Origin of the sequence: Actinopolyspora lacussalsi (genome assembly GCA_030803735.1) — a bacterium.
In the GTDB taxonomy this organism is placed as follows: Bacteria; Actinomycetota; Actinomycetes; order Mycobacteriales; family Pseudonocardiaceae; genus Actinopolyspora; species Actinopolyspora lacussalsi.
In genome coordinates this window covers 3,703,337-3,723,514 of the sequence record JAURUC010000001.1, presented here as the reverse complement: position 1 = coordinate 3,723,514, position 20,178 = coordinate 3,703,337, and the positions used below count along the sequence as shown (strand labels likewise).

18 protein-coding genes are annotated in these 20,178 nt (G+C 70.2%); 4 read left to right on the top strand and 14 right to left on the bottom strand.

From position 1 onward, the window contains the following. Positions 1-182 precede the first annotated feature (182 nt). The 5 genes from J2S53_RS16690 to J2S53_RS16670 all read right to left on the bottom strand — a co-directional run bounded on the left by J2S53_RS16690 (position 183) and on the right by J2S53_RS16670 (position 5,727). Positions 183-1,640: an FGGY family carbohydrate kinase gene (locus J2S53_RS16690; protein WP_456241750.1), complete on the bottom strand. Its 1,458-nt coding sequence runs from the start codon at positions 1,638-1,640 to the stop codon at positions 183-185. Further along, positions 1,637-2,674, bottom strand: a complete 1,038-nt coding sequence (locus J2S53_RS16685) for a 2-hydroxyacid dehydrogenase (protein WP_456241749.1) — start codon at positions 2,672-2,674, stop codon at positions 1,637-1,639. Before J2S53_RS16685 ends, J2S53_RS16690 begins: the two co-directional genes overlap by 4 nt. A gap of 130 nt (positions 2,675-2,804) precedes the next feature. Beyond that, complete coding sequence (locus tag J2S53_RS16680) at positions 2,805-3,260, bottom strand: ribose-5-phosphate isomerase (RefSeq protein WP_092925650.1); 456 nt, start codon at positions 3,258-3,260, stop codon at positions 2,805-2,807. A 5-nt stretch (positions 3,261-3,265) separates the two neighbouring features. Then, positions 3,266-5,005: a dihydroxyacetone kinase family protein gene (locus J2S53_RS16675; RefSeq protein ID WP_456241748.1), complete on the bottom strand. Its 1,740-nt coding sequence runs from the start codon at positions 5,003-5,005 to the stop codon at positions 3,266-3,268. Beyond that, entirely contained in the window at positions 5,005-5,727 is a 723-nt protein-coding gene (locus J2S53_RS16670; RefSeq protein WP_456241747.1) for an HAD family hydrolase, read from the bottom strand. The genes J2S53_RS16675 and J2S53_RS16670 overlap by 1 nt, the downstream gene beginning before the upstream one ends. A gap of 330 nt (positions 5,728-6,057) precedes the next feature. Between J2S53_RS16670 and J2S53_RS16665 the strand changes: the two genes are divergently transcribed. The 4 genes from J2S53_RS16665 (at position 6,058) to J2S53_RS16650 (ending at position 10,612) form a co-directional block, all read left to right on the top strand. Then, positions 6,058-7,428, top strand: coding sequence for an RbtT/DalT/CsbX family MFS transporter (locus J2S53_RS16665; protein ID WP_456241746.1), 1,371 nt, complete (start codon positions 6,058-6,060; stop codon positions 7,426-7,428). Between the two features lie 257 nt (positions 7,429-7,685). Beyond that, positions 7,686-8,375 (top strand): HAD family hydrolase, encoded by a 690-nt coding sequence (locus J2S53_RS16660; RefSeq protein ID WP_456241745.1) that lies wholly within the window; start codon positions 7,686-7,688, stop codon positions 8,373-8,375. A gap of 11 nt (positions 8,376-8,386) precedes the next feature. Beyond that, positions 8,387-9,856: an FGGY-family carbohydrate kinase gene (locus tag J2S53_RS16655; protein ID WP_456241744.1), complete on the top strand. Its 1,470-nt coding sequence runs from the start codon at positions 8,387-8,389 to the stop codon at positions 9,854-9,856. Positions 9,857-10,051: 195 nt separating this feature from the next. Beyond that, on the top strand, positions 10,052-10,612 hold the full coding sequence (locus J2S53_RS16650; protein ID WP_456241743.1) for a ferritin: 561 nt from the start codon (positions 10,052-10,054) through the stop codon (positions 10,610-10,612). 458 nt (positions 10,613-11,070) lie between these two features. Here J2S53_RS16650 and J2S53_RS16645 read toward each other — a convergent pair whose 3' ends face one another. The 9 genes from J2S53_RS16645 to J2S53_RS16605 all read right to left on the bottom strand — a co-directional run bounded on the left by J2S53_RS16645 (position 11,071) and on the right by J2S53_RS16605 (position 19,692). Further along, on the bottom strand, positions 11,071-12,033 hold the full coding sequence (locus J2S53_RS16645) for a DUF5926 family protein (protein ID WP_456241742.1): 963 nt from the start codon (positions 12,031-12,033) through the stop codon (positions 11,071-11,073). 133 nt (positions 12,034-12,166) lie between these two features. Then, the gene (locus J2S53_RS16640) at positions 12,167-13,084 is read right to left on the bottom strand and encodes a DUF4328 domain-containing protein (protein ID WP_456241741.1); all 918 of its coding nucleotides are present in this window, start codon (positions 13,082-13,084) and stop codon (positions 12,167-12,169) included. Then, positions 13,081-13,422 (bottom strand): rhodanese-like domain-containing protein, encoded by a 342-nt coding sequence (locus J2S53_RS16635; protein ID WP_456242811.1) that lies wholly within the window; start codon positions 13,420-13,422, stop codon positions 13,081-13,083. Before J2S53_RS16635 ends, J2S53_RS16640 begins: the two co-directional genes overlap by 4 nt. Before the next feature lie 59 nt (positions 13,423-13,481). Then, complete coding sequence (locus J2S53_RS16630) at positions 13,482-14,189, bottom strand: SDR family NAD(P)-dependent oxidoreductase (RefSeq protein ID WP_456241740.1); 708 nt, start codon at positions 14,187-14,189, stop codon at positions 13,482-13,484. Between the two features lie 95 nt (positions 14,190-14,284). Continuing rightward, positions 14,285-15,169, bottom strand: coding sequence for a helix-turn-helix domain-containing protein (locus J2S53_RS16625; protein WP_456241739.1), 885 nt, complete (start codon positions 15,167-15,169; stop codon positions 14,285-14,287). 153 nt (positions 15,170-15,322) lie between these two features. After that, positions 15,323-16,219, bottom strand: coding sequence for an alpha/beta hydrolase (locus tag J2S53_RS16620; RefSeq protein WP_456241738.1), 897 nt, complete (start codon positions 16,217-16,219; stop codon positions 15,323-15,325). A gap of 282 nt (positions 16,220-16,501) precedes the next feature. Beyond that, positions 16,502-18,343 carry a sodium/solute symporter gene (locus J2S53_RS16615; protein WP_456241737.1) on the bottom strand — a complete coding sequence of 614 codons (1,842 nt, stop codon included), beginning with the start codon at positions 18,341-18,343 and terminating at the stop codon, positions 16,502-16,504. Continuing rightward, on the bottom strand, positions 18,340-18,732 hold the full coding sequence (locus J2S53_RS16610) for a hypothetical protein (RefSeq protein ID WP_456241736.1): 393 nt from the start codon (positions 18,730-18,732) through the stop codon (positions 18,340-18,342). Before J2S53_RS16610 ends, J2S53_RS16615 begins: the two co-directional genes overlap by 4 nt. Before the next feature lie 36 nt (positions 18,733-18,768). After that, positions 18,769-19,692, bottom strand: coding sequence for a LytR/AlgR family response regulator transcription factor (locus J2S53_RS16605; protein ID WP_456241735.1), 924 nt, complete (start codon positions 19,690-19,692; stop codon positions 18,769-18,771). Positions 19,693-20,178: the final 486 nt, after the last annotated feature.

The window sequence follows — 20,178 nt, the reverse complement described above, 5'->3', positions numbered from 1 at the left end:
GACCGTGACCTCCTCGGACGAGGGATCCGACAGTGTCCGGTCACGGTCCCACCCTCGCGGGGCGGCGAAAGGAGGCGCCAACCGCCCCACGACGGCGTCAATTTCTCGCGAAATCGCCGCGCCCCACGGGGAGCGACCGCGTGGGAAGCGACCCCGTGGAGAGCGATCTCGGCCCGTGAGTCTCAGCCCATCCAGTCGCGCCAGAGCTCGCGCATGCTGTCCAGCGTCTCGCGGTAGCGGCGGTAGCCGTCCTCGTAGCGCTCCCGCACCTCCGGGTTGGGCCGGACCTCGCGCAGCGGCAGCGTCCACTCGCCGGAGTCCACCTCGTCGCCCAGCGCGCGGGCGGCCGTCACCGCCGCTCCCCTGGCCCCCATGCCGGGGTCGTCCGTGAGGTGCAGCGGCTGCCCCAGCACGTCGGCGAACACCTGCGCCCAGGGATGCGAGCGCGTGCCGCCGCCGCAGGCCACCAGCTTGCCGTTCAGCCCGGCCGCCTCGAAGCAGTGCCGCGCCGCGTAGGCCACGCTCTCGCAGACCGCCCGCACCACGTCGCTGCGGCTGGTGCCCAACCGCACCCCGCTGATCTGCCCGCTGGCGCGCGGATCCACGAATGGCGAGCGCTCCCCGCCCGGCGCCAGGAAGGGCAGCGCGGAGACGTCGTTGGCTCCCGGTGGGCTGGCCTCCAGCGCCCCGCCGAGATCACCGATCTCCATGCCGAGCAGGTCCAGCACCCAGTCGAGGCTGGCGGTTCCCACCATCGCGGGCATGCCGTGCAGCAGCTGGTTCTCCTCGGGCGTGCACAACCACATCCCGGAGGGCTCTTCCTGCCAACGGCGGTTGCCCGACTCGGTGAGTACCTGGCAGGCCAGCGTGGTTCCCACGATCAGCAGCCCGTCGCCGAACTCGTGCAGCCCGCCGCCCACGGCGCAGGCGGGCAGGTCGAACGGGCCCGCCGTGACCGGCAACCCCTGGGGCAGCCCCAGCAGTTCCGCGCCGTTGGCGTCGAGCTCGAAGAGCTGCCGCGGCCGGGCCGGCTTGGGCAGCAGGTGCCGGAACTCGGTCAGCCCGCACGCCTCCAGCGCCCGCTCGTCGTACTCCCTGGTGTCGGCGTCCAGGAACGGCACGGAGGCGTCCGAGGCGTCCACGCTGATCTCGCCGGTCAGCACGTGCAGCACCGAGTCGACGCAGTACCCGGCCACCGCGGCGTCGCGCAGCGACTCCGGCTCGTTGTCGCGAAGGTGGGCCAGCAGGGGTCCCTGCGCACCGGGGAACAGCCCGTTGCCGGTGCGCTCGTAGACCTGCCTGCTGACCCCGTCGCGCTGCCACCGCTTGACCACGGCAGCGGCGCGACCGTCCATCCACGAGATGGGCTGCCGGACCGGCCTCCCGGCGGAGTCCCGCAACCACAACCCGTCGCCCTGCCCGGTCAGCGCCACGGCGCGCGGCTGCTGCCCGGTCCGCTCACCCACGTCGCGCACCACGGCGGCCACGGTGGACACCACGTCGTCGAGGTCCTGCTCCACTCTGCCGTCGGGGTAGTGCTCCAGGTGCGACTGCCTGCTCGCCTCGGCGAGCACGCGGCCCGAGTCGTCGAAGGCCGCCGCCTTGGTCAGCGAAGTTCCGATGTCGACCGCGGTGATCATGTCTCGCTCCCCCGGACGTCGGGATTGGCCAGGTGCGCGGCCCGCTCGCCCCGCGCGAACCGATCCACCTCGGCGGCCACGATCTCGGCGGCGCGGTGCGCGGTCTGCCGGGTCGCGCCCGCGAGGTGCGGGGTGGTGATGAGGTTGGGCGCGCCGTGCAGCGGCCACTCCGGCGGCGGGGGCTCCTCGTCGTAGACGTCCAGCGCCAGCGCACCCAGCTTGCCGCTGCGCAGCAGGCCGGGCAGCGGCTGGTAGTCGAGCAGGCCACCGCGGGCGGTGTTGACCAGCACCGCGCCCTCGGGCAGCAGCGCCAGGCGGTCGGCGTCGAGCAGGTGCTTGGTCTCCGGGGTGAGCCTGGCGTGCAGGCTGACCACCGAGCAGCGGGGCAGCATCTCCTCCAGCGCGACTGGTTCCACACCGTCGGCGCGCAGCCCGTCCTGATCGGCGTAGGGATCGGCGACCAGTACTTCCGCGCCGAAGGCGCGCAGCACCTTGGCCACCCTGCTGCCGATCGCGCCGTAGCCGACCAGGCCGACCGTGCTGCCCTCCAGCTCGATGCCCGCCTCGGGGTAGGCGTAGAAGTCGCCCCGCCAGTTGCCCCGCTTGAGTTCGGCGTCGGCGTCCGGGATGCGGCGCATCGCGGCCAGGATCATGCCCACCGCGTACTCGGCGGCAGCGGCGGCGTTGCGTCCGGGTGCGTAGGTGACCGAAACCCCCGCCCTGGTCGCCGCCGCGAGGTCCACGTTGACCGGACCACCGCGCGAGACCGCGACCAGTTTCAACGAGGGTGCCGCCGCGAACACGCGCTCGGTGAACGGCGCCATCTGGGTCACGCACACCTCGGCGCCCTCGACGGCCTCGATCACCTGCTGTTCGGTTCCGCTGGCCTCCTCGACCCCGCCGACGGGGCCGAACGGCTCGACCGGCCAGGGCAGTTTGAGCTTGCCGACCTCGACGTCGTTCACCCGGGAACGCACGGCGTTCTCGAGCAGGTCGGGTCCGACGAAGTTGTCGCCCGCTGCCAGCACGCGCACTGTTCATTCCTCCTTCAGCGGTCTCACCGCTGTCCGATGGCTCACCGCGGCGGTTTCCGGGGCGACCGGCCTTCGCGGGCGCGGTGCCCCCGACCGCTCCGGCCGCGGCGACCGCCGCGAGCCGCGGCTATCAGCTCTGATGTTCGTAGTCGGTTATGTATGCGACCTTGGCCGCGCTCGCCGAGGACGGGTCGAAGGAATAGCCCAACCACTCGTCGACCAGTCGTTTGGCCAGTTCGGGCCCGATGACCCTGGACCCCATGGTCAGCACCTGGCAGTCGTTCGACTTGATGGAGCGCTCCGCCGAATAGGAGTCGTGCGCGACAGTAGCGCGCACCCCGTCGACCTTGTTCGCCGAGATGCACATGCCGATGCCGGTGCCGCAGATCAGCACCGCACGATCGGCGTCGCCGCGTGCCACGGCTTCCGCCGCCGCTAGTCCCAGCCGGGGGTAGGCGCGGTCGTCGGAGTCGTCGTGCACGCCGTAGTCCAGCACCTCGGTGACCCTGGTGTCACCCTCCAGCTGTTCGGCGATCAGTTTCTTCAGTGCCACACCGGCGTTGTCGGCCGCCACGGCCACGGTGATCGGGCTCATGATTCCGGGTTCCCCTTTCGACGGTTTCGCTCGCACGCGCCGTCGGAGACTCCGGCGGCCACGGCGCTGAGCAGCAGGGCGAGTGAGGTCGCACCGGGATCGGCGGTGCCCTGGTCGTGCCCGCCCAACCGCGAGGCACGACCACGTGCGGAGGTCAGCCGCTCGGTGTCCCGCGCCGCCTTCGTGGCGACCTCGGCGGCGGCGGTCAGCGCGGTGGGCAGCTCGGTGCCTGCCAGGGAGCGCTCGGCGAGTTCGTCGGCGAACGGTTCCAGCGCGTCCAGCAGCGTCTTGTCGCCCTTGGCGGAGCCACCGAGTTCGGCGACCGCCCGGGACGCCTCGCGCACCGCTTCGGAGAGCACGGCGGTGTCCACGGTCGCGTGCTCGCGCAGTCCGGCGCCGGTCTGGCTGAGCAGAGTTCCGTAGAGCGCCCCGGAGGCGCCGCCCGCCGCGTCGGCCAGCGCGGTCCCGGCCGCCAGCAGCGCGTCACCGATCGAACGGGGATCGGCCGCGTCGCTGCCCACCCGGTCGGCTGCCCGAACGGCGGCCCGCAGGCCGCGCACGATGCCCTGGCCGTGGTCACCGTCACCGGCCACCGCGTCGAGCCGCCCCAGTTCGTCCTCGGCGTCGGCCACGTCGCCCAGCGCCCGGTCGAGCAGTTCGTGCACGATCCCGCCCCGGCTGGTGGCGTCCTCGGCGGGGGCCGCCCCACGTTCCTCGGGAGTGGGCTCGTGGTCGGTCAGCGGCCGCAGCGGCCGGTAACCGGGGGTGTCGCACTCCGCGTCGTAGAGCTCGGCGAGCTCGTCGTCCAACGCGAGCAGCGACAACGAGAGTCCGGCCATGTCCAGCGAGGTGACGAACTCCCCCACCTCGGGGCGGTACGGGCGCAGTCCGGCGGCCCGCAGCCTGCGCTCGATGGCCGGATAGCAGGCGAACATCTCCTCGTACTTGGTGCGTCCGAGGCCGTTGAGCAGCACGGCCACCCGCTCGGTCCCGGCGGGCAACTCGGTCAGCAGGTTGTCGACCAGTTCGGCGGCCAGTTCCTCGGCGCTCATGGTGTCGACGCCGCGCGCTCCGGACTCGCCGTGGATCCCCAGCCCCAGTTCCATCCGGCCGGGGTCGACGGTGAACAGCGGCTCCGACTTGCCGGGCAGTGTGCAGCCGCCGAAGGCCGCGCCGTAGGTGCGGGTGCGGTCGTTGGCCTTGCGCGCCAACGCGGCCACGCTGTCCAGGCTCTCGCCGCGCTCGGCGGCGGCACCGGCGACCTTGAACACGAAGAAGTCACCGGCCACGCCGCGCCGAACCTCGGGGGTGTCGGCGGAGCCGCTGGCGATGTCGTCGGTGACCAGCACGGTGCGGCTGTCGATGCCCTCGGCCGCCAGTCGCCGCGCGGCGAGCCCGAAGTGCATCACGTCGCCGGAGTAGTTGCCGTAGCTGAACAGCACGCCCGCTCCGCCGTCGGCGGCCAACGCGGTCCGGTAGACCTGCTCGGCGCTGGGGCTGGTGAACACGTCGCCGATGACCGCGGCGTCGGCGAGGCCGGGACCGACGAGTCCGGCGAATGCCGGGTAGTGCCCGCAACCACCACCGATGATCACCGAAACCTTGCCCTGGCGGGGAGCGTGCCTGCCCACCACGCCGTAAGCACCGGGCACGCGTGCCACGGTGCGGCCGTAGGCGGCGACGAAACCGTCCAGCCAGGAGTCCTTGAACGTGGCGGAGTCCGTCAGTCCGGTCATCAGGCACCCTCGCTCTCGGTCACGGGGTCGGACAGCATGGACAGCAGGGTTTTCCGCACGTGGTCCAGCGAGTCGGCGACGACGCTCGCCGAGGCGATGGCGTCCGGTTTGGGGGGATAGCCGGCGTTGGGGATGGCGACCACGCTCATCCCGGCCGCGTGGGCGGCGCGGATCCCGTTGCTGGAGTCCTCGACGCCGGCGCAGTCCGCGCCGGTGAATCCGAGTCGCCGGGCAGCCTCGGTGTAGACGTCGGGACTGGGCTTTCCCCTGGGCACCTCGGCGCTGGAGACGGTGGCCGTGAAGTGCTCGGCCAGGCCGTGCCGCTTGAGCACGGCGTCGATCAGCGGCCTGGCCGCCGATGAGGCGAGCGCGATCGGCACCACCGAGCTGACCTCGGTGACCATCTCACGGGCGCCGTCGAGCAGTTCGATCTCGCCGTCGTCCAGCGCGGCGATCATGTCGTCGACGACCGCGCGTTCGGTCTCCGAGGCGGGTTCCGGGGTCCCGCAGACCCTGCCCAGATAGGCCGACCATTCGGGCGAGCTCATGCCCTGGACCGTCGAGGTGTCCTCGGCGCTCCACTCGTGTCCGTGCCGGGCGGCGTAGCGGGTCCACATCCGTTCCCAGAGATGTTCGCTCTCCACCAGTACGCCGTCCATGTCGAACACGACCGCCCGCAGCGGTCCCGTCGACCGGGGCTCGGTTACCTCACTGACCGTCATGCGCCGTCCTTTCACAAACTTGACGTTAAATTAACTCTATCTACTTTAATTGTCCAGACCCGGGTTAACACGACTCGGGGAACACGTCGCCCGAACAGCGCAGTGGAGCCGAACGATCACCCCTGGACCGGTTCACGATCGGACACGTTGCGTCCTCAACCGGAAACCCAGAAATAACATCTTGCGCGTGAAAGTAACGAGGTGCATGATACTCGGTTAACACCGGCGGTGCCGCGCATCACAGCTCGATCGCCCATCCGCCGCGTCAACAGGGCCCCTCGACCGAGGCCGCGGGGTCCGGCAACACCAGTCGCTTCGGAGGCGAAAACATTGGTACAGCAACCAGCAGCGGCGGACGGTTCGACCGCCGCGTCGGAGAGCCGTAGTTGGCTCGACAGAATCGGTATCCCCAAGCCGCTGCTCTGGGGCTTCGTCGGCGTGCTGATCTTCATGATCGGCGACGGCGTGGAGATCACCTACCTGACCCAGTACCTGACGCAGCCCGAAGGCGGCGGGCTGGCGGGCTCCCAGGCCACCTTCGCCACGGTGACCATCTACGGCCTCGCCGTGATGATCGCCTCCTGGTTCTCCGGCACGCTGTCCTCGATCTGGGGACCCCGCTACGTGATGTGGCTCGGCGCGGGCTGGTGGGTCGTCTTCGAACTCCTCTTCCTGTACGTGGCCATCCCCTCGCAGAGCTACCTGCTGATCGTGACCATCTACGGCATCCGCGGCTTCGCCTACCCGCTGTTCGCCTACGCCTTCCTGGTGTGGGCGCAGGTGGCCAGCCCGGTGCACATGCGCGGCTCGGTCGCGGGCTGGTTCTGGTTCGTGTTCACCGGTGGTCTGCCCACCCTGGGCGCGGCGGTGGCCGCCTTCGCGATCGGCCCGCTGGGCATGAGCCTGCACAACACGCTGGTGCTCTCGCTGGTGCTGGTCGCCGTCGGCGGTGTGATCGGCTGCTCGGTCAAGGAACCGCACGGCACCAAGCCCATCGCCGACGAGACCGTGCAGAACCCGCGCAGCCCGAAACGACTGATCGAGGGCGTCGACATCATCTGGCGCGACAAGCGGACCCTGGCGGGCGGTATCACCCGTATCGTCAACACCGCGCCGGAGTTCGGCTTCTTCGCGATGTTCCCCTTCGTCTTCGGACCGGAGACCCCCGGCGGCGGCTTCCTCACCGCTCCCGAGATCGCGGCCATGACCAGCATCGTCTACGGCGCAAACATCGCGGCCAACCTGGCGTTCGGTGTGCTGGGTGACTACTTCGGCTGGCGCCGCACCGTGACCTGGTTCGGCTGCGTGGGCTGCGCGATCGCCACCCCGCTGTGGTACTTCGCCTCGATCGCCAGCGAGAGCTTCGGAGTCGCCGCCACGCTGGGCGCCGTCTACGGTGTGCTGCTGGCGGGATTCGTCCCGCTCTCGGCCCTGATGCCGTCCATGGTCACCACCAAGGACAAGGGCTCGGCACTGGCGGTGCTCAACTTCGGCGCCGGCGGTGCGGCCTTCCTCGGGCCGGTGACGGTCTACGCCATCCACCCGGTCTTCGGCGGCGGCGGCGTGGCCATCGCGTTCGCGCTGATGTACGTGATCGTCGCCGTGTTGTCCACCTTCGTCAAGGACGGCAGCGACCCGGGCGAGGCCAAGAAGGCGCGGGCGGCCACCGCGACCGCCCCGGCAGGGGCCACGACCGGCTGACCGGTCAGACCCCGCTCCACCGCTCGGGGAGGTGCTCGCACCAACCGGGTGAGCAGGCGACGCCGCGTGGCGTCAGGGGGCGTTCGGAACGGTCACGGGCAAGCACCTCCGAACGCCCCGTCCCGGCGGCGCGTGTGGCGGAGCGACTCCGCCACACGCGCCGTTCGGCTCGGCACACCGGGATCGAGAGCCGATGCGCGATCCTGGTGAGCGACACACCGCCCGACCACACGGTCCCGAACACGCGACGAGAACCAATGACCAGCGAAGCGAACAACCACCGGCCCACCTCCACCGAACTGGTACTGCTCGACGTCGGCGGGCCGATCTACGACGACGCGGTCTACCGCGACGCGCTGCTGCGGGCCACCCGCGAACTCGCCGGAGCCGAGATCGACCGCGAGACGTTCCAGCGGGTCTACGACGAACAGCGACAGCGCCAGGCGGGCTCGCTGCGTACCGCGATCGCGGAGCACTTCCTCACCCCGGACGACCGGAAACGACTGTCCGATCTGGCCGAGAGCTACTGGGAATACCCCCCGAGCGCGCTGTACCCGGAAGTACTGCCCACCGTGCGCGCGCTCGCCAGGACGTACCGCCTGGCCGTGGTGGCCAACCAACGAGAGCTGGTGGTGCGGGCACTGCGCCGCGACGGGATCGCCGAGCACATCGACGTGTGGGCGATCTCGGAGACGGTGGGCGCGGAGAAGCCCGACCCGGCGATCTTCCGGTACGCCTTGGACCGTGCCGGTGTCTCCGCCGCCGAAACCGTGCACGTCGGCAACCGGCTGGACACCGACGTGCGCGGCGCGAAACGGGTCGGGCTGCGCAGCGTGTGGATCACGCGCGGTGAGGCCCCTCCCCACCCGACCTCGGAACAGCTGGCCGAACCGGACGCCGTGATCCGCTCACTCGACGAGCTACCAGCGGCACTGGAACGGCTGTGAAGGACCCGATCTTGAGCACCGAAGCGGCAGTACGACACACCGGAGCCACCGAACCGCTGGTCGCGGGGGTGGACATCGCCACGGCCGAGGTGCGCGTCGAGGTACGCGACGCCGGTGGCGAACTCGCGGCGACAGCGGCCACCGCCCTGCCACGGCCGGTGCACGGTGCCGACGGTTCCTCCGAACAGGACGCGCGGAGCTGGTGGCCCGCCGTGCGCGACACGCTGGCCCGCTGCGCCGCCGAACTCGGCGACCGGAGCCGCGCGATCACGGCGCTGGCCGTCTGCGCCACCTCGGGCACCGTCACGGCCGTGAACGGCGCGGCGGAGCCGGTGGCACCGGCGATCATGTACGACGACCGCCGCGGCGCCGAACACGCCGCGCTGGCCCGGCGTGCCGGAGCGGGGCGATGGGACGACATCGGGATCACTCCCTCGGCCACCTCGGGCCTGGCGCACCTGGCGCTGCTGGCGGAACGCACCGAGGACCCCGGAGCCAGGCTGCTGCACACCCCGGACCTGGTAGCCGAACGGCTGGTGGGGCATCCGGTGCCCACCGACAGCAGCCACGCGCTCAAGAGCGGCTACGACCCGCTGCGCCGACAGTGGGTGCACGAGGCGCTGGACTCGGTGGGTGTGGACGCCGCGCGGCTGCCCGAGGTGGTGGCACCCGCACGACCGCTGGGGACGGTCTCCCGCGAGGCCGCGTCCGAGACCGGGCTGCCGGTCGGCTGCGAGGTGCGCTCCGGGATGACGGACGGCTGTGCCGGGCAGCTCGCCGCGGGGGCGGTGGAAACCGGGCGGGTGGTCACGGTCATCGGGACCACCCTGGTGCTCAAGGCGGTCTCGGCGGAACTGGTGCACGACCCGACCGGTGTGGTCTACAGCCACCGGCACCCCGAGGGCGGCTGGCTGCCGGGAGGGGCGTCGAACACCGGCGGTGAGGCCCTGGCCGACGTGACCGACGAGCTGGCCGAGCTGGACCGCGCTGCCGCGACACGTGGCCCCGCCGGGGTGCTGTGCTACCCGCTGCGCAGGCAGGGGGAACGTTTCCCGTTCTCCGACGGGCGGGCACGCGGTTTCCTGTCGGGCGAGCCCGCCGACCGCGTGGAGCTGCACCGCGCACGGCTGGAGGGCGTGGCGTTCTGCGAGAAACTGGCACTGCGACGGCTCGACTCGCTCGGCGCACCCGTGACCGGACAGGTCCGCACCGCCGGAGGAGGTGCCCGCAGCCTCACCTGGTGCCGGATCCGCGCCTCGGTGCTCGGTGAACCGGTGCTGCGGATTCCCCGGGCCGGTACGCCGCTGGGAGCCGCACTGCTCGCGGCCTGTGGCACGGTCCACCCCGATCTGGGGTCGGCCGCCGCGGCCATGACACCGGACGCCGAGTCGGTGGAACCGGTGCCCGGCGAGGTGGCACGGCTCGCCGAGAGCTACGAGGCGTTCCACGCCGAGCTGCTCGGCAGGGGGTGGATCTCGTGACGGCTACCGACCAGGGGGTCGCTCGGGACGATGAATTTTCCGTGCGAGACTCGGGGTGGCACGATCTCGGGCGATACGGGTCACTTCGCTGAGGTTAACCTCAATTCGCTGAGGCTCACTTATTTGAGGAAAGCCAAACTTTTTTGAGGAAACCCTGAGAAATGCGCCGCGAATCAAAAGGCGTACATTCGTGGCATGACTTTGAAGGCAGCCAATCCGGAAGAACACGAGTCCAAGTTCCACCAGCTGCTGCAGAAGCAGGTGCGCAGCGAGTTCAATGCCTCGCAACAGTACATCGCACTCGCGGTGTGGTTCGACAAATCCGATCTCCCCCGCCTCGCCGCGCACTTCTACAAGCAGGCGCTGGAAGAGCGCAATCACGGTATGATGATCGTGCGTTTCCTGATGGACAACGACATTTCCGTGCACATTCCGGCGGTCGACGAGGTGCGCAACGAGTTCAACGAGGCGCGGGAACCCGTGGCCCTGGCGCTGGAGCAGGAACGCGAGGTCACCCGCGAGATCGAGATGCTGGCCAGGACCGCGCGCGCCGAGGACGACTACATCGGCGAGCAGTTCATGCAGTGGTTCCTCAAGGAGCAGGTCGAGGAGGTCGCGCAGATGTCCACCCTGCTGACCGTGGTCGACCGCGCGGACGGCAACCTCTTCGAGATCGAGAACTTCCTCGCCCGGGAGCAGGTGGGCGACGACGGGGAGGATCCCTCCGCGCCCGAGGCCGCCGGCGGCGCCGTCTGAGATCCCGCTGCGTGGCTCGTGGCTGGGATGGCCGGGTAGCCGGCACGTGAGGCGGCGCCTTGCGGCGTTGGGCCGCTCTTGAGTAGCGACCTACGCTGCGAGGCGGCCCGGCCTTGCAATGCATCCGCCTCACGCACCGGGGACACGCGCGCTGCGACACGCACGGTCGCTTCCCGACACGGGCCCAGGGGTGTCGATTTCGCGAGAAATCGCCGCCGCCCCAGCCACACCGCCCCACCAGCACCGCGATTTCGCGAGAAATCGCCGCGCTGCTTCGCCGCAAGCCGCACTCCGACCACCCTCGCGGTCGGCACCGCCGCGGGTTCTCGCGTGCGGCTCTCGCGAGGAAGGCCCGACGTGGCGTAGGTGCCTACTCGATGTCGGGCCTCCCCGCAGCGAGAGCCGTGCGCGAGGTTCCGCCACCCGCACCGCCACGCGGGCCGAGCCACCTACCCTGCTCAACGAATGGTGATCTGCCGCCCGCGAAGACCGTCCCGGGCACGCCGTTCGGCCGCGTCCAAGCCCCGCTCGTCCAGCGAGGCCAGCGCCTCGTCCAACCGCTGCCCCAGCGCGGCCGCGGGCTCCTCCCACTCGCGGTGGTGCTTCTCGCGGTCCAGATCCCACACCGGCACCAACAGGCCGTGCGCCCGGAACGAGCCCGCGTAACGGCTGTCCTCGTCCAGCGCCAGCTCACCGCGCGCCGACAACCGGGCCATCGCCGAGATCAGCTTCTCCTCGGGCTCGGGGCGCACCCAACGCAGATGGGCACGGTCGGTCGCGTCCACCCAGTAGGCGGCGTGCACGCCCTCGGTCTCCAACCTGCGGGTGGGCATGATCGCGGCGTTGGCCCGTTCCAGCGACATGGCGACCTCGCCCGAGGCCTCCACGCCTTCCGGCATCCACCACGAGAAGTCCTCGTGTATCCGCACGTCCAGCTGCGCCTCGGTGTCCATCAGGTCCTGCAGCCGGTTGGGAACCGTGCCCTCCGGAGCGTCCTCCGGTCCGATCGCGGACAGCGAGTTGCCCGCTTCCGCGGTCTCCGCCCACTCCACGGCGCGGGCCAGGTCCCTGCTGATATCACCGGATTTGGTCTGCACCTGCAGTCCGACGAACGCCTTGCCGTCGGTACGCACCAGGGCGGCCGCGGCCATCGGCAGCACCGTGGCCAGTTCGATCTCGCGCTCACCGGAGGTGCGGGGCAGCACCGCCGTCGCCGAGGGCACGAACTCGCGCAGCGCGACCAGTTCGCACTCGGCCGCGATCCCCTCGAACGGCCTGGTCACCTTGATCTTGCTCTGTCCGCCGGAGGCGCCGTGGCACGCCTTGTAGCGCTTGCCGGAGCCGCACGGACACGGCTGCCTGCGACCGACCACCGGTATCTCGGAGTCGGGGCGCTGTTGTGCTTCGGTGCGTTCGCTCAAGTCTGTCTCCCGGTAGTGCTCGTCTGGGCTTGCCGTGCTCGGGTAAGCACTGTGTCACATCCGGCTTCCCGCGCGACGACACCGACACATCCCACCAGCGCGCAGTCTCCCCCGGAGGACGGTTCGGCACCGCTCAACGCGCCGCGTGCGGCGGCCTGGAAGCGCGGGGAGGTTCCGGGGCACCGGTCACCCGCCGTACCCGCACGGGCCGGGAGGTAGTCGGGTCCGGCGGCACCAACAGCCGGTTGAACCGTCTGACCACCATTATCGACAGCACCGCCACCCCGGTCAGCGCCAGGTCGGAGACGGCGTGCAGCAGCACCCCGTCGGCCAGCGCCTGCGCACTGTCCCGCAGCCCCCAGAGCAGCGCGGTCCAGCCCAGCAGCAGACTCAGGCACCAACCGCTCCACCACAGCTTGACGATCCGCGACGGTGCGGGACGTCCGCGTCCATCCGCCTCGCCGATTCCGCGCAGCGTGGCGTGCTCCAGCTCGGCGAGTGCCGATCCCGGCACGAACAGGTTGAGTCCCGGAACGAGGAATCCGGCCACCACCTGCCAGTCCCGGCGCGCCGGGCGCAGCTCGGCGCGTTGATGCGCGTAGGCCCGGGCCCGCAGTGCCCACAGCACCCCGAAGATCCCCCCGAGCACCCCGAACAACCAGGTCATGATTCCGGCAGTGGCCACGAGCGCGTCCGAGACCGCCAGAACAGTCCCGTCCAGCGCACCGTTCTTGCTCCGCACGAGCAGCAGGTAGCGCCAGAACTCGGCAGTCGCCGCGGCGCTGCCCAGCACTACCGTGATCCAGAGCGTGGCGACCGTGGTGACGGACAACGAGACGATCCGTTCGGCCGGATCGGCTCGTCCGTTCGTGGGAAGTGCCAACGGCCAGCGCCACGCCAGCGGCGGGAAACCCCAACGCGGCGGTGCCGGGTAGGAAGGCGGTCCGGTGTAGGGCCGCCTGCGGTGCGATCGGCGTGGCTGCCGGGGACCGCCCGGTGGATTGGCCGTCCACTCCATCGGTGGGCCGGATGCCGGTGGGTAGCTCCTCACAGCACGTATGGTTCCGTATCCGGCTCCTCGGACACCAGCGGGCGGCCGAGAGCGGACCAGCCGTTCATCCCCCGCTGGACGTTGACCGCGTCCCAGCCGCTGGCGTTCAGGTAGGCGGTGACCTTGGAGGAGCGCCCGCCCGAGCGGCAGATCACGTAGAGCTGATCGGCCTCTGGAATCTCGTCGAGCCGCTGCGGGATCTCGTTCATCGGAATGTGCACCGCGTCCGGGGCGTGCCCGGCGGACCACTCGTCGTTCTCCCGCACATCCAGCAGCGCCCCCTCGGGCAGCTGTGTCGGCAGTTCCTCGAGGGCCACCTCGGGGACGCGGCCGTGCATCGGTGTAGTCACACCCCGATACTGCCAGCCCGTCGGCCTCGTCGATAACGGGCCGGGCCTCACCAGGGCAGCGGACCCGCCTCGTCGAAGTAGCCACCGGTCGGCCCGTCGGTACCGATCCGCGCCATGCGAACGACGATCTCGGCACCCTGTTCGACGGTCCGGGTCCCCGTGTTGTGGTTCAGATCGGTCGCGGTGTAACCGGGGTCGACCGCGTTGATCCGCATCTCGGGCAACTGCTTCGCGTACTGCACGGTGATCATGTTGACGGCGGCCTTCGAGGCGGGATAGGCGATGCCCGGATACGCGTGGACCGGTGTGCCCGGTGTGGTCATCCCCGCCAGGGAAGCCAGTCCGCTGCTGAGGTTGACCACCACGGGGGCGGTGGAACGACGCAGCGACGGCAGGAACGCGTTGGTCACCCGCACGATGCCGAACACGTTGGTCTCGAACAGCCCGCGCGTCATCTCGGCGGTGACCTCGGCGGCGGGGACCACGCCTCCCTCCGGGGTACGCCCCTCGGTCCCGGCGTTGTTGACCAGCACGTCCAGCCCACCGCCTGCCTCGACGGTCTTCGCCGCCGCCGCGACGGACTCGTCATCGGTGACGTCGAGGACGAGTGACCTGGCACCCAGCCGATCGGCGGCCAGCCGACCGCGCTCCGGATCCCTGCTGCCGACGTAGACGGTGTGCCCGGCCTCCACCAGCCGACGGGCTGTCTCGAACCCCAGCCCCTTGTTCGCTCCGGTGATCAGTGTCGTCGTCATGGCGCCAGACTGCCCGCGCCAGTGGGAGCCGACCAGCCCCGCGTTCCGGGGAACGCCCCGACGCGGGGAATGCCCCTCCTGGGGTAGGGCACGCCTCAGTGCCGCGGCCGGCCTCCTCGCTCCTCGGCCGGTTGCCGGTGCTCGGCAGCCCAGGAGGCGAGGATGCGCAACCGTTCGTGGGTGGGGGACTCGGATTCGGCGGTCCAGGTGACCAGCTGCTGGTCGGGGTCGGTCGCACAGGTCAACGTGTCCCAGTCGAGGTCGAGGTCTCCGACGACCGGGTGGTGCAGCGTCTTGGTGCCGATCCGCTGACTCGCGACGTGGTGGGCGGCCCACCACCGCCGGAACTCGGTGTCGCGCACGGACAGCTCACCGACCAGCTCCACCAACCGCGCGTCGTCCGGATACCGGGCCGCTTCCCTGCGCAGCAGCGCGACGCTCGTGTGCGCGACGGTCTCCCAGTCCGCGTAGAGCCGACGCATCGCGGAGTCGGTGAACAGCAGGCGGACGTAGTTGCGGTGATTGGCGGGCAGCTGCCCGAAGTCGGTCACCAAAGCCGCCGCGAGGGGGTTCCAGGCCAGGATGTCCATGCTCCTGCCCAGCACGAAGGCCGGGGTGAACCGCAGGTCGTCGAGCACCCGCCGCAGCGAGGGACGCACCCGCTGCCGCGTTCGGCGGCGCGGTCGCGCGGCCTCCTTGCCCGCCAACTCGCTCAGGTAGTCACGCTGGTCGTCGTCCAGCCGCAGCACACTGGCCAGCGAACCGAGCACGGAGGCGGAGGCGGGGATACGTCCCTGCTCCAGTCGGGTGTAGTAGTCGGTGCTGATCGCCGCGAGTTGGGCGACCTCCTCGCGGCGCAGCCCCGGTACCCGCCGGACCGCGCCCGTGTCGGGCAGGCCCACCTGGTGCGGAGCCAGCTCGGCGCGCCGCGCCTTGAGGAAATCCCCCAGTTCGCCGCGCCGGGTGTTCCTGCCGCTCATGGTGAACCTCCCTCTCCGGCACGCTCGCGGTCCGTGCTGGTAATGGTTCTCCCACGTCGCGCTCTCGCGCGGAAGGTCCGACATCGAATGAGCTGTTCGATGTCGGACCTCCCGGGGAGAGAACAGGCGGGAGATATCGCCGAGACGGGTGATTCAACGAGCTCCCGCCAGGTGCCGTCCGAAGAACTCGGTCAGCTTGGCCACGGCCTCGTCGACGGGCTCGTCCCTGTCGTAGAGGTCGACGTGTCCGGCGCCCTCGATGGTGTGAAGCTCGGCGGTCTCCCCCGCGTTGGCGACCGCCCGCCTGCTGTGCGGCAGGGTCGCCGCCTCGCTGCCCGCGATCATCAACAGTGGCCGTGGAGCGATCTTGCCCGCCTCGGCGTAGGAGTCGTACTGGTCCAGCACGTCGGCGCTGCGCGCCACCCACTCGTTGGTGGAACGGGGGTGCCGACCGCGTGGTGTCTTGTAGTACTCGTGGAACTCCCGCACCAGCGCCGGAGTCGAGTCGTCCACCTCGTCCGGCACCGCGCTCACCAGCGTCGCCGGTTTGCCGGCGGCTTCCTCACCGCGCAGCCGTCCCGCCTGCTCGACCATCGCGCGCCAGCCCTCGGGATCACCGTCCCGGAAGAAGCTCGGCACGTCCGCACCGCTGACGGTGGCCACGGCCTTCATCCGGTGATCGGTCTGCGCCGCGTACGGCGCGTACCCCCCGGAACCGCAGATCCCCAGCACACCGATGCGCTCGGCGTCGACGTCGGCGAGGGTGCTCAGGTACGACACCGCCGCCCGGAAGTCCTCGGCCCGCTGGAACGGGTCCTCGAGTCCGTGCGGCTCGCCCTCGCTCTCGCCCTGGTACGCCGCGTCGAAGGTGAGCGCGACGTAGCCCCGCTCGGTCAGGCGCCGGGCGTACAACGCCGCCGACTGCTCCTTGACCGCGGTCGTCTGGTGCCCGACCACGATCGCGGGCGAGGGCCCCGACGAGGGGTCCGGGGTGAAGAGCTGCCCCGCGAGCATCAGTCCGCTGCTCTCGAAACGCACGTCGGTAATCATGTTCGTCTCCGGTGAATCGTGAGGAAGTCCGTCGTCCACGCCGGGTGTGGCTTTCCGGCACGGCGGATCCGCATCCGCCCACGACCCAATGTGCGCCGTCTTCACGGGAGCGGGCAGGGACGACTTCATCCGGGGAAGAGTTTGTCCCCCTCACCCGTGCGCCGCACGGCAGAGCATCGGCCACGCGTGGCACCGATGACGGCCGGGACGCCGAGACGGGACGAGTTCCCACCCGGAGCGTGCGGGACGGACCGTTCTCCGGCCGCGGCGGAACGATCGCGCTCAACGGCGACGACGCCTGCCGCGTCTGAGGCGGTGACGGCCGTTGGAACGGTTCGGGACGGTCGCGGGCTCGTCGTGCTCAGCGGCGTGGTGGTCGGCCGAACGGTCCCGTGTGAACCCGAGCCGGTCCGGGGTGTGCATGCGCAGCATCACGCGACCGGTGTTCTCGGGAACCCCTCGCGAGGTCAACTTGCTCACCAGCACCGTCACCGCGAAGGCGAGCGGAACGGTGAACGCCGCCGGCTGCAGCAGCACCGCCGACCACCAACCGTAGCCGTCCCCCAGGAACGCGCCGGTGAGCACCGCGAGCAGCACGAGACCGCCGCCCACGACCAAACCGCTCATCGCGCCGACCGCGGTGAGCCCGCGCCACCAGATACCGAGCACCAACAGGGGGAAGAACGTGGAGGCGGCCATGGCGAAAGCCAGCCCCACGCTCTGCGAGATGTCGCGGCCGATCGCTATCACCGCCAGCGCGGCGGGCAGGATGCACGATCCCAGCGCGACCAATCGGAAATTGGCGAGTTTGCCGGGCAGCAGATCGGTGAACAGCACCCCGGACACGCTCATCACCAGCCCGGAGGACGTGGACAGGAAAGCCGCGAAGGCACCCGCAGCGGTGATGGCCCCCACCAGCTCCCCCGGCCATCCCTGCAGCATCGCCGTCGGCAGCAACAGCACCGCGGCGTCGGTTTCCCCGGTCACCAGCAGTTGCGGCACGTAGAACCGGGAAAGCACGCCCAGCACGGTCGGGAACAGGTAGAACAGCCCCAGCAGACCCAGCACCACCAGCGTGGTGCGCCGGGCGCTGTGCCCCGTGGGATTGGTGTAGAACCGCACCAGCACGTGGGGCAGCCCCATCGTTCCCAGGAAAGTCGACAGGATCAGCGAATAGGTCTCGAAGAGCTCGTAGGAATCACCGTCCTGCGGCGACAGCCAGGAGCGGTTGTTCGGCTCCGCGTCGGCGACCACCGGAACAGCGCTTCCCTCGGGGAAACGCAACTCGGAGTCCGCGCTCACCGAGTGCATCCCCGGTGTGAGGTACACCGTTCCGCCGGTCGGCTCGTCCTGCCGAACGGGCCCGCTGAGCCGTTCCGGACCGGGGCCGGACAGCACCTTCACCCACACCGATCGGGTGACGCGCAACCGCACGTCCGTTTCGATGTGGACGGTGGTGGCCCGCTCGAACACCGGCGGAGTGGGTTCATCCAGCCCACGTCGGTGCTGCGCGTCGTCCCCGAGGAACGCGAAGAACAGCACGAAAACGGGCACCGCTATCGCGAAGAGCTTGACCCCGTACTGGAACGCCTGCACCAGGGTCACCACGTGCATCCCGCCGCTGAGCACTCCGACGAGCACCACGATCGCCACAAGCACGATGCCGCCCGCGTAGGAGATACCGGTGACCGTGGACAGGGTCACGCCCGCCGCCTGCAGCTGCGGCACCAGGTACAGCCAGCCGATGAGCACCACCAGCACGGTGGCGAGGGTGCGAACCCGCCCGGAGTCCAACCTGACCTGCGCGAAATCCGGCAGGGTGTAGGCACCCGAACGGCGCAGCGGCGCTGCGACGAACAGGATCAGCGCCAGATAGCCCGCCGTGTAGCCGATGGGGTACCAGAGCGCCTCGATGCCGTCCTTGAGCAGCAGCCCGGCGATGCCCAGGAACGACGCGGCGGAGAGGTACTCGCCCGCGATCGCGGCGGCGTTGCGCTCCACACCGACCATGCGTCTGGCCAGCAGGAAGTCCGAGGTGGTGCGGGCACCGCGCGACCCCCACACCGCCAGTCCGAACGTACCGACGGCGATCAGCACGACACCGCCGAGAGCCCACGGATTCACCGCTGCACCAACTCGGCGAACTCGCGTTCGTGCCGCTCCGCCTCACGGATGGCTATGTAACCGATCAGCAGGATGAACGGGAAGGGCAGCACCCCGAGGACGAGCCACGGCAGCGGAATGCTCCACAACCGGATCTCCGAAAGGCCGGGAACCCAGCGCAGCAGCAGCGGAAGCCCACCGAGCACCAGCACGCTGACGCCCGCCAACAGCAGCGAGGTACGCAGCTGGGCCCGCACCAGCCCACGCACCATCGCCTCCCCCATGCTGCTCTGGTCCTCCAGGTCGATGATCGCGCGGGGGACCCGGCGTTCGCCGCGCCGGTCCGCGAGCACGACCCGCTTACGACGTGGGGGGCGCTGCTGCGAAGCGGATGTCCTGTTGGAAGTCACGTTCGTCGACCCTTTTCGAAGTGATGGCCCGCTGGGTCATTCCCGGGGTTGCCGGGGTGAGCGCACCAGCCGGTCCTTGAGTTCCCTGGTGTGCCTGCGACTGACCGGCAGTTCACGAGTCTCGCGGTACTGACCTCCGGCGATCAACACCGAATATCCGGAGGATGACATGCGCAGCTCGTTTATGAGGTTCAACGAGACCAGATAGGACCGGTGGATGCGGACGAACCCCGCGTCCGCCCACTTCTCCTCCAGCTGTGCGAGCGGAATCCGCACCAGGTGGGAGCCCTCGTCGGTGTGCAGCCGCGCGTAGTCCCCCTGCGCCTCCACCCAACGCACCTGGGAACGCTGCACCAGACGGGTGGTGCCGCCGAGCTCCACCGGTATGACGGAGTGGTCGTCCTGTCCGCCCGGTTCGAGCGCCGCACCGGTCGAACCGGCGTTCAGCGCGGTGCGGTCACCTGAGCCCCCTTCCAGCGGTGTACTGATTCGCTGCACCTTGCGCAGCGCCCGTTCCATCCGTTCCGGGCTCGCCGGTTTCATGACGTAATCGATGGCTCCCAGGTCGAACGCCTCCAGTGCGTTCTCGCCGTGGGCGGTTATGAACACCAGGGCGGGGGCGTTCTCGAACGAGAAGAGCACCCTGGCGAGGTCCATTCCGGTCAGTCCCGGCATCGCGACGTCGATGAAAACGGCGTCGACCAGCGGCGCGTCGGAGGGGCGACCGGCGAGGTCCGGGTTGTCCTGCCGCAGCAGCCGCAGCGCCTCGGCTGCGTCGAAGGCGGTCAGCACCTTGTCGACCCGCGGATTGCTGTTGAGCATGTCACGTGTCGTCGTGATTCCCGGCTCCTCGTCGTCGACGACGAGCACGACGAGCCCACCGCCGTTCGAACCGCCGGTACCGGAACCGGCGCGTTCGATACGGCCACGGGAACCGTTGATGCGATATGGGGTACTCACGGCAACGCCCAATCCTCCCGAGCACACCGGGCACTGTCCACGGCCGACTCCAGTGAAGCTCTTGGAGACCGCCCGCGGAACCGTCCGGAACGAACCGACCGCGGGTGAGTGGGCACACTCACCGCATTCAACCTAAGCCCCCGCATTCACGTTTCGCCGGGTGGGTACAGCCGCATTCGCACGATCGTTGCAACACTTCGCGGATTTTCCCTCTTCAGAGGGAAAGGACCGTGCGGGTCGCCGCGATCCGGCGCGCGACTCGGCTCCTCGTTCGGGCAGTGGCGATTTCTCGTGAAATCGACGCCGCACCGGGGTGGTGCGGCCCCGTGGCCGTCAATTTCCCACGAAATCGCCGGGCCGTTCGCCGCAGAGCCGAACTCCAACCACGCACGCAGGCCGCGCTCCGATCGCCCCCGCAGTCGGCACCGCCGCGGGTTCTCCGGTGCGGCTCTCGCGAGGACGGCCCCGACGTTGTGTAGGCCGCTA